This window comes from Pseudomonas sp. PDM10 (assembly GCF_014852295.1).
GTDB lineage: Bacteria > Pseudomonadota > Gammaproteobacteria > Pseudomonadales > Pseudomonadaceae > Aquipseudomonas.
The window spans coordinates 200,437-214,114 of sequence record NZ_JACVBJ010000007.1; the positions used below are offsets into that span (position 1 = coordinate 200,437).

Sequence of the window (13,678 nt, forward strand, 5' to 3'; positions counted from 1 at the left end):
GCGAAAAGTGATCAGCTGCGATCGCGTTTCGGCAGCACGTCCTTGAGCTTGGCATGCATGCTGCGCAAGGTGTTTTCGGTGGCGCTCCAGTCGATGCAGGCATCGGTGATCGACACGCCATATTGCAGGTCGGCGAGGTCTTTCGGGATCGCCTGGCAGCCCCAGTTCAGGTGACTTTCGACCATCAGGCCGATGATCGACTGGTTGCCTTCGAGGATCTGGTTGGCGACGTTCTCCATCACCAGCGGTTGCAGGGCCGGGTCCTTGTTGGAGTTGGCGTGGCTGCAATCGACCATGATGTTCGGCTTGATCTTGGCTTTGTTCAGCGCTTGCTCGCAGAGCGCGACGCTGACCGAATCGTAGTTCGGCTTGCCGTTGCCACCGCGCAGTACCACGTGACCGTAGGCATTGCCCTTGGTGGTGACGATCGACACGCCACCTTCCTGGTTGATACCCAGGAAGCGGTGAGGGCTGGAAACCGATTGCAGGGCGTTGATAGCGACCGTCAAGCCGCCGTCGGTGCCGTTCTTGAAACCGACTGCCGAGGACAGGCCGGAGGCCATTTCACGGTGAGTCTGGGATTCGGTGGTGCGCGCACCGATGGCCGACCAGCTGATCAGGTCCTGCAAGTATTGCGGGGAGATCGGGTCGAGGGCTTCAGTTGCGGTCGGCAGGCCCATCTCGGCCAGGTCCAGCAACAATTGACGACCGATGTGCAGACCGTCCTGAATCTTGAAGGAGTCGTCCAGGTACGGATCGTTGATCAAACCTTTCCAGCCGACGGTGGTGCGTGGCTTCTCGAAATACACGCGCATGACCAGATACAGGGTATCGGACACTTCGGCCGCAAGCGCCTTCAGGCGCTCGGCGTATTCGTGGGCAGCCTTGATGTCGTGGATCGAGCAAGGCCCGATGACAACAAACAGGCGGTGGTCAGTACCATCAAGAATGTTGCGAATGACTTCGCGGCCCTTGGTGACGGTGCGCAGGGCAGCGTCGCTCAGAGGAATATCACGCTTGAGCTGATCGGGAGTGATCAGCGTCTCGTTGGAAGCGACGTTTAGGTCGTTGATCGGTAAATCAGCCATCGTTTACTCGTCAGGTCACGGGTGCCGGCCGCCAGCGAACCCGCGCGGCGGAGCACAGCAAATTAAGCGCGTCGGGGAGCAGAACCTTAGCGCGTTACACCGTGGCTCGACAATGGGCAGACACCGGTTTAAGGGGCATTCTCAATTAGTTTGCGCGGGGAAAGCCATTGAGGATGCTCCTGCTAATCCAGCACAACCCGCGTAAATGCCCTGCGAACCGTCTCGTGAGAGAACTCGTCGGCATGTTCCTGGACCCATTCGAGGGCCAGGGCCTGAGTTTCCTGCAGATCGTCATGCGCGTCATGCTGGCGGCAGTAATGTTCGATCTGGCACACCTGCTCGCCCATCCGGGCACTGAACATCATCTGTTCGTCAACAAAGGCGATGCCTACCAGATAGCCGCGTTTGCGTCGCAGGCACCAGGCTACATAGCCCAGAAAACGCATGTCGGGGTTCAAGGTCGGCATGCGCACTTCCAGCGCCGTACCGTGGCGCCACGCCCGGTGATAATTGCAAGCCATGCCCCCGAGGCTGATAGTGTGCAGCTGTTGCCGTGAAATACACTCAGGTTTGAGCAACGTTAATTCGACGGGCACATCGTCAGGGTGAGGAATAAAACGTCCCATGAACACGGACTCCATGTGTCGGCCATCTGACATTGTTCCACCCAGTATAGTGGTCGAATTGGAACTGACTGATTTCGACGCCGACCAACGGCTGCTGGCGATGAGCGGTGTGTCGCTGGTCATTTTCACCAGCGTCGGCTGCGCCAGTTGCCGTTTTGCCCGTGAGCAATTGCCTCGACTCGAGCTGGACGTCGATCGGCTGTGCTGGATCGATGCCGGGAACAATGGCGGGGTGGTCGAGCGTTATCAGGTTTTTTATTTGCCGGCGCTGTTTGTGGTGCGCGACGGTGAATTCTTCGGGGCACTAAAATCGCGCCTGACCCGCACCGAGCTCAATGCCGCCGTGGCTCAGGCGCTGAGTCGAATTGCAGAGGAGTTGCCATGATGGGGGCAGTAACCAAACCGACAATCGGTATTATCGGAACCGGCGCGATCGGCGGTTTCTATGGGTTGATGCTGGCGCGTGCCGGTTTCGATGTGCATTTTCTGTTGCGCAGTGAGTTTTCGGCGGTGGCCGAGCGCGGGTTGCAGCTCGACAGTGCGGTGCACGGTGCGCTGACATTGAATCCGGTTCAGGCCTATTCGAATGCCGAAGACATGCCGCCCTGTGACTGGTTGCTGGTGGGCGCGAAAACCACCAGTAACGCACAACTGGCACCGACGATCATTCAAGCCGCCGCCCCCGATGCGAAAGTGCTGCTGATGCAAAACGGCCTGGACGTTGAAGACAGTCTGCGAGCGTTGCTCCCCGATTCGCTGCACGTGCTCGGTGGGCTCTGCTATATCTGCGTTCATCGCGATGGACCTGGCGTCATCACCCATCAGGCGCTCGGCGCGGTGAATGTTGGCTATCACAGTGGCCCTGCAGCCGATCAGCAGGCGCGCATGGTGATTGTCGAGGAGGGCGCCGGGCTGTTCCGCGCCGCCGGCATCGACTCCCAGGCCATGGCGAACCTGCATCAGGCGCGCTGGCAAAAACTGGTCTGGAATATCCCTTACAACGGTCTGTCGGTTCTGCTCGGGGCCAGCACCACGCCATTGATGGCCGATGCCGACAGTCGGGAACTGATCAAGGCGCTGATGGCTGAAGTGGTTCAGGGAGCAATCGCCTGCGGTCACGATGTACCGGCCGGTTATGCCGATCATCTGTTCAGGGTGACCGAGAAAATGCCGGACTATTGGCCAAGCATGTACCACGATTTTCTGCACAAACGACCGCTTGAACTGGAGGCGATTTACGCCCGGCCACTGGCGGCAGCCGAGGCCGCAGGGTGCGAGTTGCCGCGAATCGAAGCCTTGTATCGCAGTTTGAGTTTTATCGATCGACGTAATACCTGAGTCGATCAACCTGAGGGGGAAGGGCATGGCAAAGACTATCGACGACAAACTGGTGCTGGCGATTTCTTCGCGTGCGCTGTTCGACCTGAGCGAAAGCCACAAGGTCTATCTGTCGAGCGGCGTCGAAGCCTATCGGCAATATCAGATCGAACACGAAGACGAAATCCTCGAGCCCGGCGATGCATTTCCGTTGGTACAAAAACTCCTCAACCTGAACACCAGCCTTGGCCGCGCCCGGGTCGAGGTGATCCTGGTGTCGCGCAACAGTGCCGACACCGGCCTGCGTGTTTTCAATTCGATCCACCACTATGGCCTGGCGATTTCCCGCGCGGCGTTTGTCGGTGGGCGCAGTCCTTACCCGTACCTGAAGGCGTTTGGCTGCGACCTTTTTCTCTCGACGCATGCCGAAGATGTGCGCAGCGCACTGGATGCCGGGTTCGCCGCCGCGACCATTCTGTCGGGTGGTGCCAGCCGTGCGGCCAGTGATGAGTTGCGCATTGCCTTCGATGGTGACGCGGTGCTGTTTTCCGACGAATCGGAGCGCGTCTATCAGTCCGGCGGTCTGGAAGCGTTTCAGGCCAGCGAGCGTGAAGCTGCCCGCGAACCCCTGCGCGGTGGGCCTTTCAAAGGCTTCCTCGCCGCCCTCAATCTGTTGCAGCGCGAGTTCCCGGAAGACGCCTGTCCGATCCGCACCGCGCTGGTAACCGCGCGGTCGGCGCCAGCCCATGAACGAGTGATCCGTACCTTGCGCGAATGGGACATTCGACTGGACGAGTCGTTGTTTCTCGGCGGCCTGACCAAGTCGGCGTTTCTTGAAGCCTTTGCCGCCGACGTGTTTTTCGACGATCAGGCCGGTCATTGCGAGTTGGCTCGCGAGGTGGTCGCCACCGGTCACGTGCCCCATGGCATAAGCAACGAGCAAAAGGTTTAAGCCCACGGTTCAATGCGTTACGCGAAACGTCGTACTCGCCAAGGCACTGCTAAGCTGAATCAATCTCCGCCATGTCGGCACTCGAGGAGGTCATATGATTCATTCGATGCTGTATGCCACTGACCTCGGCCTGTATGCACCTTTGGTGATGCAGCATGCCTTGGCGCTGGCGCGCACATTCAATGCCGATCTCTACGTGGTGCACGCCGTTGAACCGATGGGGCTGTTCGCCGAGTCGGTGCTTCAGAGTTACCTCGATGAGCAGTCGTTGAACGAGTTTCACAGTCAGGGCCTGAATACGGTGATTGCCAATATCGAGCAGCGGGTGCTCGACAGCTTTCGTGAAGAATTGGGGGATGAAGGGGAGCAGGACCTGGAGCGGATCAAAGCAGTACGGGTGCTTCAGGGCGATCCGTCACAGGTGATTCTCGATCAGGCGCAGAAACTCTCCGTGGATTTGTTGATCGTAGGTAGTCATAGCCATGGTGCTGGCGCCGAAACGCCTTTGGGCCGGACCGCAGCGCGGGTGCTGCAACTGTCTCGGGTGCCGGTCTATCTGGTGCCGCTGGTGGAACGTCGTCGCCAAGGGGATCGTTAGTGTTCCTGCCTCGCATTCATGAGGCAGGACACCAGAACACGAATAGTGGCAGTTTGACAAAAAAGTTCTAGATTTATTCTTCAAACCATTAATATAGTTATATACCGTCGCTGATGCCCGTGGCGTCTACCTGCTTTGAGGGATTCATATGAAGCTTCAACAACTGCGCTACATCTGGGAAGTGGCGCACCACGACCTCAACGTTTCCGCTACAGCCCAAAGCCTTTACACGTCGCAACCGGGCATCAGTAAGCAGATCCGTCTGCTGGAAGACGAATTGGGGGTTGAGGTTTTCGCCCGCAGCGGCAAGCATCTGACCCGCGTCACTCCGGCCGGCGAGCGCATTATCACCACCGCCGGCGAGATCCTGCGCAAGGTTGAAAGCATCAAGCAGATTGCCCAGGAATTCTCCAACGAGAAGAAAGGCACCCTGTCGATCGCCACCACGCACACCCAGGCGCGTTATGCGTTGCCACCGGTGATCAGCAATTTCATCAAGCAATACCCGGACGTTGCCCTGCACATGCACCAGGGTTCGCCGATGCAGATCGCTGAAATGGCCGCTGACGGCACCGTGGATTTCGCCATCGCCACCGAAGCGCTGGAGCTGTTCGGTGATCTGGTGATGATGCCGTGCTATCGCTGGAACCGCTGCGTGGTCGTGCCTCAGGGCCACCCACTGACCAAACTGTCGAAGCTGACCCTGGAAGCCCTGGCTGAATACCCGATCGTGACGTACGTGTTCGGTTTCACCGGCCGTTCGAAGCTCGACGAAGCGTTCAGCCATCGCGGCCTGACGCCGAAAGTGGTGTTCACCGCCGCCGACGCCGACGTGATCAAGACGTACGTTCGTCTGGGCCTGGGCGTGGGGATCGTGGCGAAAATGGCGGTCGATGCCAAACTCGATAGCGACCTGGTCATGCTTGATGCCAGCGACTTGTTCGAGTCCAGCATTACTAAAATCGGTTTCCGTCGCGGCACGTTCCTGCGTGGCTTCATGTGCGACTTCATCGAGAAGTTCGCCCCGCACCTGACCCGCGAAGTCATGGCCAAGGCCATCCAGTGCCACAACAAGCAGGAACTGGAAGAGCTGTTCGACGGCGTCGAACTGCCGGTGCATTAATCTCCCGCGTCAGACCACCTCGGTAACAGAAAACTGTTGCCGAGCACCCGCCACCAGAATCTCCACCTCGTCCCCTTCGAACTTGCCCAGCAGGCTTTTACCCAGCGGTGAGCGGGGGGTGATGACGGTAATCCATTGCCCCACCAGATCGACCTTCAAACCCGCCGCGTCGGGGGCCAGAAACAACCATTGCTCACGACCCTTTTCATCTTCCAGGCCGAGCAGGGCGCCGACTTCGATACCACGCTGATCGTCGTAAGGTCGCAGCGTCAGGTTTTGGCAAAGCGTCAGTGACTGCCGGATTTCTTCCACCCGTTTGGCCTGCCCGGCTGCCAGATAAGACGCCTCCAGACCCAGCGTGTCGTACTTGTTCTCGGCGATGTTTTCTTCGTGGGTCGCGGTTTCGTAAGCGGTTTGTGCGGCACGCTCGGCGATGTCGAGGTCGATCCGCAGCTTGTCGAGAATCAGTTGGTGGACGGTCGGCTTGTGCATAGAGAGCTTCTTGATCAATCGCAGAATTGCTGGACGTTGGCGCGGCTTTTTTCGCTCGGTGCAGTCTGGTCCTGTTGCAACCAGAACTGGCATTTGGGGTTCGATAGATTGCGGTTGCTGCTGCGCGCCTGATCAAGCCTTTGCTGCTGTTCGTTCTTGCGCAGGTTCTCTTCATACTGTTCAAACAATGGGCTCTGCGGCGCAATGGCCGGCGCCGGTTGCACCACCACCGGTGGTTTGGCCAGTTGCTGCACTGCCTCGGCCACGGGCGCCAGCTGTTCGCTGAACAACAGTCGAGAGGCGAGCCAGCATGTCAGCGCGATAGCGATAAACCCCAGCCAGACACCCAGCGCAATGCTGCCGGTCAATTGCAAGGCGCTGAGCTGGATCGGCAACGGGCGGCGCGGGTTGGGACGGTAGGGCATGGCTGCCTCCTGGCGGGTGGTCGCGGGCAAGTGGCGATTGTCGCATGAAGATTAATCGCCGTCGGCTCTTCTGCACGGGGTAATTTATGAGGACAATCGGCGCCTTTGCCAACGGGAGCCTGGAATGCCTGAAATGCCTCAAGTAAAAAACTGCTGGCGCTGGGATATTTTCTGCGCGGTGGTCGACAACTTTGGTGACATCGGCGTGACCTGGCGTCTGGCCCGACAACTGGTGGCCGAACATTCGGTGGCGGTGCGTTTGTGGGTCGATGATCTGCGGGCCTTCGAGCGCTTGTGTCCGCAAATTGATATCAACGCCTCACAGCAATGGCAGCAGGGCGTTGAGGTGCGGCAGTGGACGACCGACTGGCAGCCCACTGAAGCCGCTGATGTGGTGATTGCCGCGTTCGCCTGCCAATTGCCGAGTGCTTACATGGACGCCATGGCCGAGCGGGAAAAGCCGCCGCTGTGGATGAATCTCGACTATCTGAGTGCCGAGGACTGGGTCGTCGGCTGCCACGGCTTGCCGTCGGTGAAATACAAGAGCGTACAAAAATTCTTCTTCTTTCCGGGGTTTCAGAAGGGCACCGGGGGCTTGCTGCGTGAAAGCGGATTGCTTGAGCGTCGTCAGCAGTTTCAGCAAAATCCCGAGGCTCAGCGAGAATTCCTGCAAGGCTTAGGGATTGATCGTGCGCAAGGTGCGCAGTTGATCTCGCTGTTTGCCTACGAAAATAACGGGCTGGCCAGCTGGCTCGAGGCAATGGCTGCCGACTCGACGCCCACGCATCTGCTGGTGCCGGAAGGCAGGATTCTTGGGGATGTCGAACGTTGGCTCGGTGTGGACGGTCTGGTGGCCGGCGCGGTGCATGTGCGCGGCGAATTGACCGTGCAAGTGCTGCCGTTCGTCCGACAGGATCAATACGATCACCTGCTCTGGTGCTGCGATTTCAATGCCGTGCGCGGTGAAGACTCCTTTGTCCGCGCTCAATGGGCGGGCCGGCCGCTGCTCTGGCACATCTATCAGCAGGACGAAGACATCCATCTGGACAAGCTCGACGCCTTCCTCGCGCTGTACACCAAAGGCTTGTCCGAGCCTGCCCGCGAGGCGATCAGCGGTCTTTGGCGGGCGTGGAATGCGGGTGACAATATGACCGGGCACTGGCAATTGACCCGAAAACACTGGCCAGAACTGCAAAAACACGCCGAAGCGTGGTGTCTGGAACAGGCTTTGCAGGCGGATCTTGCCGCAGCGCTGGTACAGTTTTACCTAAATTGGATATGATACGCGGCCTAGATTTTTGTAAACCCCATCCAAATTCGGATACTCGCAATGAAAACTGGTAAAGAACTGAAACCCGGGATGGTTATCCGTCTCGAAAACGATCCTTGGCTGGTTCAGAAAGCTGAATTCACCAAGTCGGGTCGTAACAGCGCGATCATGAAGACCAAGCTGAAAAACCTGCTGACCGGTTACAAGACCGAGATCGTTTACAGCGCCGACGACAAACTGGACGACGTAATCCTCGACCGTAAAGAAGCGACCCTGTCCTTCATCAGCGGCGACTCCTACACGTTCATGGACACCACCGACTACACCATGTACGAGCTGAACGCTGAAGACATCGAAGCCGTTCTGCCTTTCGTTGAAGAAGGCATGACCGATGTTTGCGAAGCGATCTTCTTCGAAGAGCGTCTGGTTTCCGTAGAACTGCCGACCACTATCGTGCGTCAGGTTGACTACACCGAAGGTTCCGCTCGCGGCGACACTTCCGGCAAGGTGATGAAGCCTGCCAAACTGAAGAACGGTACCGAGCTGTCGGTTGCTGACTTCATCGAAATCGGCGACATGATCGAGATCGATACCCGCGAAGGCGGTTCCTACAAAGGCCGTGCTAAATAAGCACTGCTTCAGGAATGAAAAGCCCGACCATTGAGTCGGGCTTTTTTGTGGCCGAAGATCAAGATCTTTTGCTTTATTTCAGGTGTTGCTTGAGCTCTTCGGACGCTTGAAGCATCGCCGAACGCACCGCTGGCACCTGGCTAACCACGTTAAGCAAACCGTAGTCGTGGATCATGCCGTTGTAGCGCACGGCGGTGACCGGCACCCCAGCCTCGTCGAGTTTGCGGGCGTAGGCTTCGCCTTCATCGCGCAACACGTCGGCGCCGGCTGTTTGCACCAGTGCAGGTGGCAGACCCTTGAGTTGCGCGGTGGTCGCTCGCAGCGGCGAGGCGTAGATCTCGTTACGCTGTTTGGCGTCGGTGGTGTAGTTGTCCCAGAACCACTTCATCATGTTTTTGGTGAGGAAGTGCCCCTCGGCAAACTGGTTGTAAGACGCCGTCTCGAAGCTGGCGTCAGTCACTGGCCACAGCAGCACCTGGAACCTGATCGTCGGCGTGCCTTTATCTTTGGCCATCAGCGCAACCACTGCCGCCATGTTGCCGCCGACGCTGTTGCCGGCCACGGCCAGACGCTTGCCGTCGACGTTGATCTCTTTACCGTGCTCGGCCACCCATTGGGTTGCGTCGTAAGCCTGGTTGATCGCCACCGGGTAATGCGCTTCCGGCGAAGGCGTGTAGTTGACGAAGACAGCTGCCGCCCCCGAACCCACTACCAAATCCCGAACCAGGCGCTCATGGGTCGGGAAATCCCCCAGCACCCAGCCGCCGCCGTGGAAGAACATGAACACGGGCAACTCACCTTTGACCCCGGCCGGCCGGACGATGGTCAGGCTGAGCGGTTGGCCGTCGACTTGAATGGTCTTCTCGCTGACATCGGCTTTTGGCAGCGTCAGTTTTACCCCGGCCTGCGCACCGACCAGCACGGCGCGGGCTTCTTTAGGGGTGAGTTGTTCCATCGGTTTGCCGTTGCCGGCATTCAGAACGTCGAGGAACGCTTGGGTGTTGTGTTCAACCCCGTCGCCCGCGAACGCGCTGTGGATGGACAAGGCGAGAAGGGTACCGGTCAAGACTTTACTGAAGGTGCGCATGTTCGTTTCCTGGTTCGGGCCTGGGAATCAGCGGTTAGACGGTAACGTGCAGGCGCACATCGACGTTGCCACGGGTGGCGTTGGAGTACGGGCAGACCTGGTGTGCGGCGTCGACCAGGCTTTGTGCATCGGCTTGTTCAAGACCCGGCAAGCTGACGTGCAGGTCGATGTCCAGGCCGAAACCGCCAGGGATCTGGCCGATGCCGACATGGGCGGTGATCGAAGCGTCGTCCGGGATTTTGCGCTTGGTCTGGCTGGCCACGAATTTCAGCGCGCCGATGAAGCATGCAGAGTAACCGGCCGCGAACAGTTGCTCAGGGTTGGTCGCTGCACCGCCAGCACCCCCGAGTTCTTTGGGTGTGGCGAGTTTGACGTCGAGGATGTTGTCGCTGGAAACAGCACGACCGTCGCGGCCGCCGGTGGAGGTTGCGATAGCGGTGTAGAGAGTTTGCATGGTGTGAGCCTCATTCGGAGTTGGATGTTTTGCGCTAAATGTTTGCGCGCTAAGTAAGTGCGAGATAAATGTAGCTCGCGAATATTTAGTGCGCAAGATAAATTTTTGAAAAGGTTTTGGCTTGAGGGGCGGGCGTAGATTGGATGTGTTGAGCTAGAGCTGTTGTCGCAGGATTTTCAGCGAGGAATTTTTTTGACTGGATGGCGAATAAGATTTGAAGCACACCACCAAAAACATATGTGGGAGTGAGCCTGCTCGCGATAGCGGTGGATCAGTCACTTCAACGTTGACTGACCTACCGCTATCGCGAGCAGGCTCACTCCCACAGGGGGATGGGGGGGTGGTTTGGAGATTAGAGGCTGTTCTGCAGATTACTGCGCAGCGCTTGCAGCTCCGCTTGCAGCTTCTGCAGTCTCTCCAGGGTCATCCCGCTGGCGCCGAGGATGCACCGGGGAATACCGCGGGCCTGCTCCCGCAAGGCGCGACCCTGTTCCGTGAGTTCGACAATCACCACTCGTTCGTCTTCACGACTGCGGGTGCGGCTGAGTAAACCTTCGACTTCCAGGCGTTTGAGCAAGGGCGTCAGTGAGCCAGGATCGGTCAGCAGGCGCGTGCTGATTTCGCCTACGGTCAAACCGTCCTGTTCCCACAACACCATCATCGCCAGGTATTGCGGATAGGTAAGGCCCAGTGCTTGCAACAGCGGCTTGTAGACCTTGGTCATCAGCAGCGAGGTGGAATGCAGGGCGAAGCAGGCCTGATTATCCAGCAGCAGGTCGTCGCAGTTATCCGGGGTGTTGCGCTCGGTGGTCATTTCGAAGCCTTGATCAGTGATCGTCATAAATCTAGCGGGCGAATCTTTAATGCACCAGACAATTCTAGCCTAGTGCCGGTCGAGGGTACTTTGCAGCGCCAGATCCCACGGCGGGATCGGGCTGAAGCGGGTCTTCAGGTATTCCAGCAATAAGCGGCTGCGGGGATTGGGTTGTTGTTCAAGACGCAAGGCATAAATACCGGTCGTTTCCGGGGGTGGCAGGCCGTGTTCGCAGAACAGCGGAAGCAGTTCACCGCGTAACAGGTATTCGCTGGTCAACCAGGTGGGCAAGTGCGCGATACCCAACCCGGCCAATGCGCCGCAAACCAAAGCCTCGGCATTGTTGGCACTCATGCGGATGCGCGCAGGGCGGTGCAAGTGCAACTGCCCGTCCCGCTCGAAACGCCAGGCGAACGGCGGAGCCAGGCCATCCCAGTCGAGGCCATCATGCTCAATCAGCTGCGCCGGATCGGTCGGTACACCACGCCGTTGCAAATACCCGGGGCTGGCACAGGCGATGCGCACCATGCTCGCCAGCGGCGTGGCCACCAGCCGGGTATCGGCCATTTGCCCGGCGCGCAGCACCAGATCGACCTTGCCCAAATTCAAACCCTGCATGTCGACGAAACTGTCGATCAGGTGCAACTGCACATCGAGGCCGGGGTAGAGCATCAGAAAGTCGGCAATCACCGGCGCCAGATGTCGCCGTCCGAATGCGGCCGGTGCGTCGATCCGAATCAAGCCTTCCGGTGCGCTGCTCAAGGATACCGCCTCAGCCCGAGCCAGCCGCAGTTCAGCCACGATCCGTCGCGCGCGCTCGGCAAACGCCAAACCCGCCGGGGTAGCGCGCACGGCGTGGGTGCTGCGAATGAACAACTGGCTGCCGACGGCGTTTTCCAGGCTGTCGATGCGCCGGGCCACTGCCGAAGGGGTCAGCGGGTGGCGGCGGGACGCGGCGGAAAAACTGCCGGTTTCCAGCACGTCGAGGAACAGACCCAGTTGTTCGGTCAATTGATTGGGGTTCATGGTGTCGTCTGCGCTTGTGCGAAGTTAGCACAGCCATTGTGCGTTGCTGTGCGTTTCCCCGCCAGCGCCGACTGCGTAGGATGAATAGCCTGACGTGAAGGGAAAATCGCCTGTGATTGAGTTTTTGATGTACCTGGTGTTTGGTGCTGCCCTGGGAACCCTCGGTGGGTTATTCGGCATTGGCGGTGGTTTGATCGCGATTCCGTTGCTGGGCGTGTTGTTCGGCCTCGATCAGCAGATTGCCCAAGGTACGGCGCTGGTGATGGTGGTGCCTAACGTGATGCTGGCGCTGTGGCGTTATCACCAGCGTAATCGCATTGAATTGCGCCACGCGCTGCCATTGGCCTCGATGGGGTTCTGTTTTGCCTGGATTGGTTCGATCTGGGCGGTGGGCATTGATGCGCAAACCATGCGCGTCGGATTTGTCGCGTTCCTGATAGCGCTGTCGGCCTACAACCTGGTGCGAATGTTCTGTGCCAACGCACCAGTATCTGCGCAGATGAATTACTCATGGCCATGGCTGGGCGTGCTCGGCGCCGCCTCCGGCACCATGGGCGGGTTGTTTGGCGTGGGCGGGGCGGTGGTCGCAACGCCAGTGCTGACCAGTCTGTTCGGCACCAGTCAGGTGGTTGCGCAGGGGTTGTCGCTGGCGCTGGCATTGCCGAGTACTGGCGTCACACTAGTGACTTACGCGGTGCATCATCAGGTGGACTGGATGATCGGCTTGCCCTTGGCAGTTGGCGGTCTGATGAGCATCAGTTGGGGCGTGAGGATCGCCCACGCACTGCCGGAGCGACTGCTGCGCGGGTTGTTCTGTGGCTTTCTGGTGTTCTGCGCGGTGATGCTCGCCCTTAAAGTTTGAAGCCTTCGACAATGTGCTCGGCCAGGCACTCAGTGATCGGCGACGGGTTGTGCAGGTTGCGCACCAGCATGATGCTGGCCTCGGGCAGGATCGGCAGGTCTTCGGCTTCACCGAGAATGCGCATGTCGGGCATGATCAGGCTTTCGAGTTGGGCGGTGACAGCCAGTCCGGCGCTGACCACCGCCATGATCGCCGACAGGCTGTCGCTGTTGTACGCCACGCGGTAATCGCGACCCATGGCGTCCAGCGCATTGCAGGCCCATAAGCGGCAGAAACAATCACTGTTGAACATCGCCAATGGCAACGGCGTTTGCTCGTGGGCGCTGAAACATTGCGCCTCGGCCCAGACAAAATGCTCTTTGCGCAGTAACTGGCCGATTTCATTGCCCGGCTCGCGGGTGACGATGGTCAAGTCCAGGTCCTGGCGCAGCAGCAATTGTTTTGATGATTCGCAGTGCACCTCGATCTGGATCAGCGGATACGTCTGGGCAAATCGCCGCAAAATCCCCGGTAAAAAACGCATCACGTAATCGTCCGGCGTTCCGATGCGCACCATGCCGACCATGTGCGGCTCGCGCAAGGTGTTGAACACCTCGCTGTGCAGCTTGAGGATGCGCCGGGCATAGCCGAGCAACACCTGGCCCTCCGCCGTCAGCCGCACCTGCCGCCCATCGCGCTGGAACAATTGACGCTGCAACACATCCTCTTCCAGCCGCTTCATCTGCATGCTAACGGCGGACTGAGTGCGATTGACCAATTCGCCGGCGCGGGTAAAGCCGCCCTGGTCGGCGATGGCGACAAAGGTGCGCAGCACTTCGGTGTCGATACTTGGGAAGGCGGACATTCATCAATCTCCGAGATGTATTACATAAGAAACATTCGTTGGATTGATCTTAGCCCCGGCGCGACACTTG

Annotated in this window: 17 protein-coding genes; 8 read left to right on the forward strand and 9 right to left on the reverse strand. The window is 58.9% G+C overall.

What is annotated here, in order from left to right; all coding sequences use genetic code 11:
* Positions 1-11: 11 nt before the first annotated feature.
* A complete protein-coding gene (locus tag IB252_RS24100) occupies positions 12-1,088 on the reverse strand; it encodes a 3-deoxy-7-phosphoheptulonate synthase (RefSeq protein ID WP_056740324.1) in 1,077 nt (358 codons plus the stop codon).
* Between the two features lie 182 nt (positions 1,089-1,270).
* Positions 1,271-1,714, reverse strand: a complete 444-nt coding sequence (locus IB252_RS24105; protein ID WP_111449031.1) for a PilZ domain-containing protein — start codon at positions 1,712-1,714, stop codon at positions 1,271-1,273.
* Between IB252_RS24105 and IB252_RS24110 the strand changes: the two genes are divergently transcribed.
* From IB252_RS24110 to cysB, 5 genes are all read left to right on the forward strand, one after another.
* Positions 1,713-2,099 (forward strand): thioredoxin family protein, encoded by a 387-nt coding sequence (locus IB252_RS24110; protein ID WP_134099230.1) that lies wholly within the window; start codon positions 1,713-1,715, stop codon positions 2,097-2,099. The genes IB252_RS24105 and IB252_RS24110 overlap by 2 nt on opposite strands.
* Positions 2,096-3,052 (forward strand): putative 2-dehydropantoate 2-reductase, encoded by a 957-nt coding sequence (locus tag IB252_RS24115; protein ID WP_192410497.1) that lies wholly within the window; start codon positions 2,096-2,098, stop codon positions 3,050-3,052. The genes IB252_RS24110 and IB252_RS24115 overlap by 4 nt, the downstream gene beginning before the upstream one ends.
* Before the next feature lie 25 nt (positions 3,053-3,077).
* Positions 3,078-3,983, forward strand: a complete 906-nt coding sequence (locus IB252_RS24120) for a 5'-nucleotidase (RefSeq protein ID WP_008148545.1) — start codon at positions 3,078-3,080, stop codon at positions 3,981-3,983.
* A 94-nt stretch (positions 3,984-4,077) separates the two neighbouring features.
* Positions 4,078-4,581, forward strand: a complete 504-nt coding sequence (locus tag IB252_RS24125) for a universal stress protein (RefSeq protein ID WP_008148547.1) — start codon at positions 4,078-4,080, stop codon at positions 4,579-4,581.
* 148 nt (positions 4,582-4,729) lie between these two features.
* Entirely contained in the window at positions 4,730-5,704 is a 975-nt protein-coding gene (gene cysB, locus IB252_RS24130) for an HTH-type transcriptional regulator CysB (protein ID WP_008148549.1), read from the forward strand.
* 9 nt (positions 5,705-5,713) lie between these two features.
* Here cysB and IB252_RS24135 read toward each other — a convergent pair whose 3' ends face one another.
* Both IB252_RS24135 and IB252_RS24140 read right to left on the reverse strand, forming a co-directional pair.
* A complete protein-coding gene (locus IB252_RS24135; protein WP_056740335.1) occupies positions 5,714-6,196 on the reverse strand; it encodes a GreA/GreB family elongation factor in 483 nt (160 codons plus the stop codon).
* Between the two features lie 14 nt (positions 6,197-6,210).
* On the reverse strand, positions 6,211-6,621 hold the full coding sequence (locus IB252_RS24140) for a hypothetical protein (protein ID WP_192410498.1): 411 nt from the start codon (positions 6,619-6,621) through the stop codon (positions 6,211-6,213).
* Positions 6,622-6,745: 124 nt separating this feature from the next.
* Between IB252_RS24140 and earP the strand changes: the two genes are divergently transcribed.
* Positions 6,746-7,903 (forward strand): elongation factor P maturation arginine rhamnosyltransferase EarP, encoded by a 1,158-nt coding sequence (earP, locus tag IB252_RS24145; protein WP_192410499.1) that lies wholly within the window; start codon positions 6,746-6,748, stop codon positions 7,901-7,903.
* 48 nt (positions 7,904-7,951) lie between these two features.
* A complete protein-coding gene (locus IB252_RS24150; RefSeq protein ID WP_007899917.1) occupies positions 7,952-8,521 on the forward strand; it encodes an elongation factor P in 570 nt (189 codons plus the stop codon).
* A gap of 73 nt (positions 8,522-8,594) precedes the next feature.
* On the opposite strand, the gene IB252_RS24155 is transcribed toward IB252_RS24150, so the two are convergent.
* The 4 genes from IB252_RS24155 to IB252_RS24170 form a co-directional block, all read right to left on the reverse strand.
* Positions 8,595-9,608: an alpha/beta hydrolase gene (locus IB252_RS24155; RefSeq protein ID WP_192410500.1), complete on the reverse strand. Its 1,014-nt coding sequence runs from the start codon at positions 9,606-9,608 to the stop codon at positions 8,595-8,597.
* 34 nt (positions 9,609-9,642) lie between these two features.
* Positions 9,643-10,062 carry an organic hydroperoxide resistance protein gene (locus IB252_RS24160; RefSeq protein WP_074878341.1) on the reverse strand — a complete coding sequence of 140 codons (420 nt, stop codon included), beginning with the start codon at positions 10,060-10,062 and terminating at the stop codon, positions 9,643-9,645.
* Between the two features lie 352 nt (positions 10,063-10,414).
* Positions 10,415-10,876 (reverse strand): MarR family winged helix-turn-helix transcriptional regulator, encoded by a 462-nt coding sequence (locus IB252_RS24165; RefSeq protein WP_008146202.1) that lies wholly within the window; start codon positions 10,874-10,876, stop codon positions 10,415-10,417.
* Positions 10,877-10,945: 69 nt separating this feature from the next.
* On the reverse strand, positions 10,946-11,902 hold the full coding sequence (locus tag IB252_RS24170) for a LysR family transcriptional regulator (RefSeq protein WP_111449023.1): 957 nt from the start codon (positions 11,900-11,902) through the stop codon (positions 10,946-10,948).
* Positions 11,903-12,014: 112 nt separating this feature from the next.
* Here IB252_RS24170 and IB252_RS24175 point away from each other — a divergent pair, with 112 nt between their 5' ends.
* Positions 12,015-12,764 carry a sulfite exporter TauE/SafE family protein gene (locus tag IB252_RS24175; RefSeq protein WP_111449022.1) on the forward strand — a complete coding sequence of 250 codons (750 nt, stop codon included), beginning with the start codon at positions 12,015-12,017 and terminating at the stop codon, positions 12,762-12,764.
* On the opposite strand, the gene IB252_RS24180 is transcribed toward IB252_RS24175, so the two are convergent.
* Positions 12,754-13,608: a LysR substrate-binding domain-containing protein gene (locus tag IB252_RS24180; RefSeq protein WP_192410501.1), complete on the reverse strand. Its 855-nt coding sequence runs from the start codon at positions 13,606-13,608 to the stop codon at positions 12,754-12,756. The two genes, IB252_RS24175 and IB252_RS24180, sit on opposite strands and share 11 nt — an antisense overlap.
* Positions 13,609-13,678: the final 70 nt, after the last annotated feature.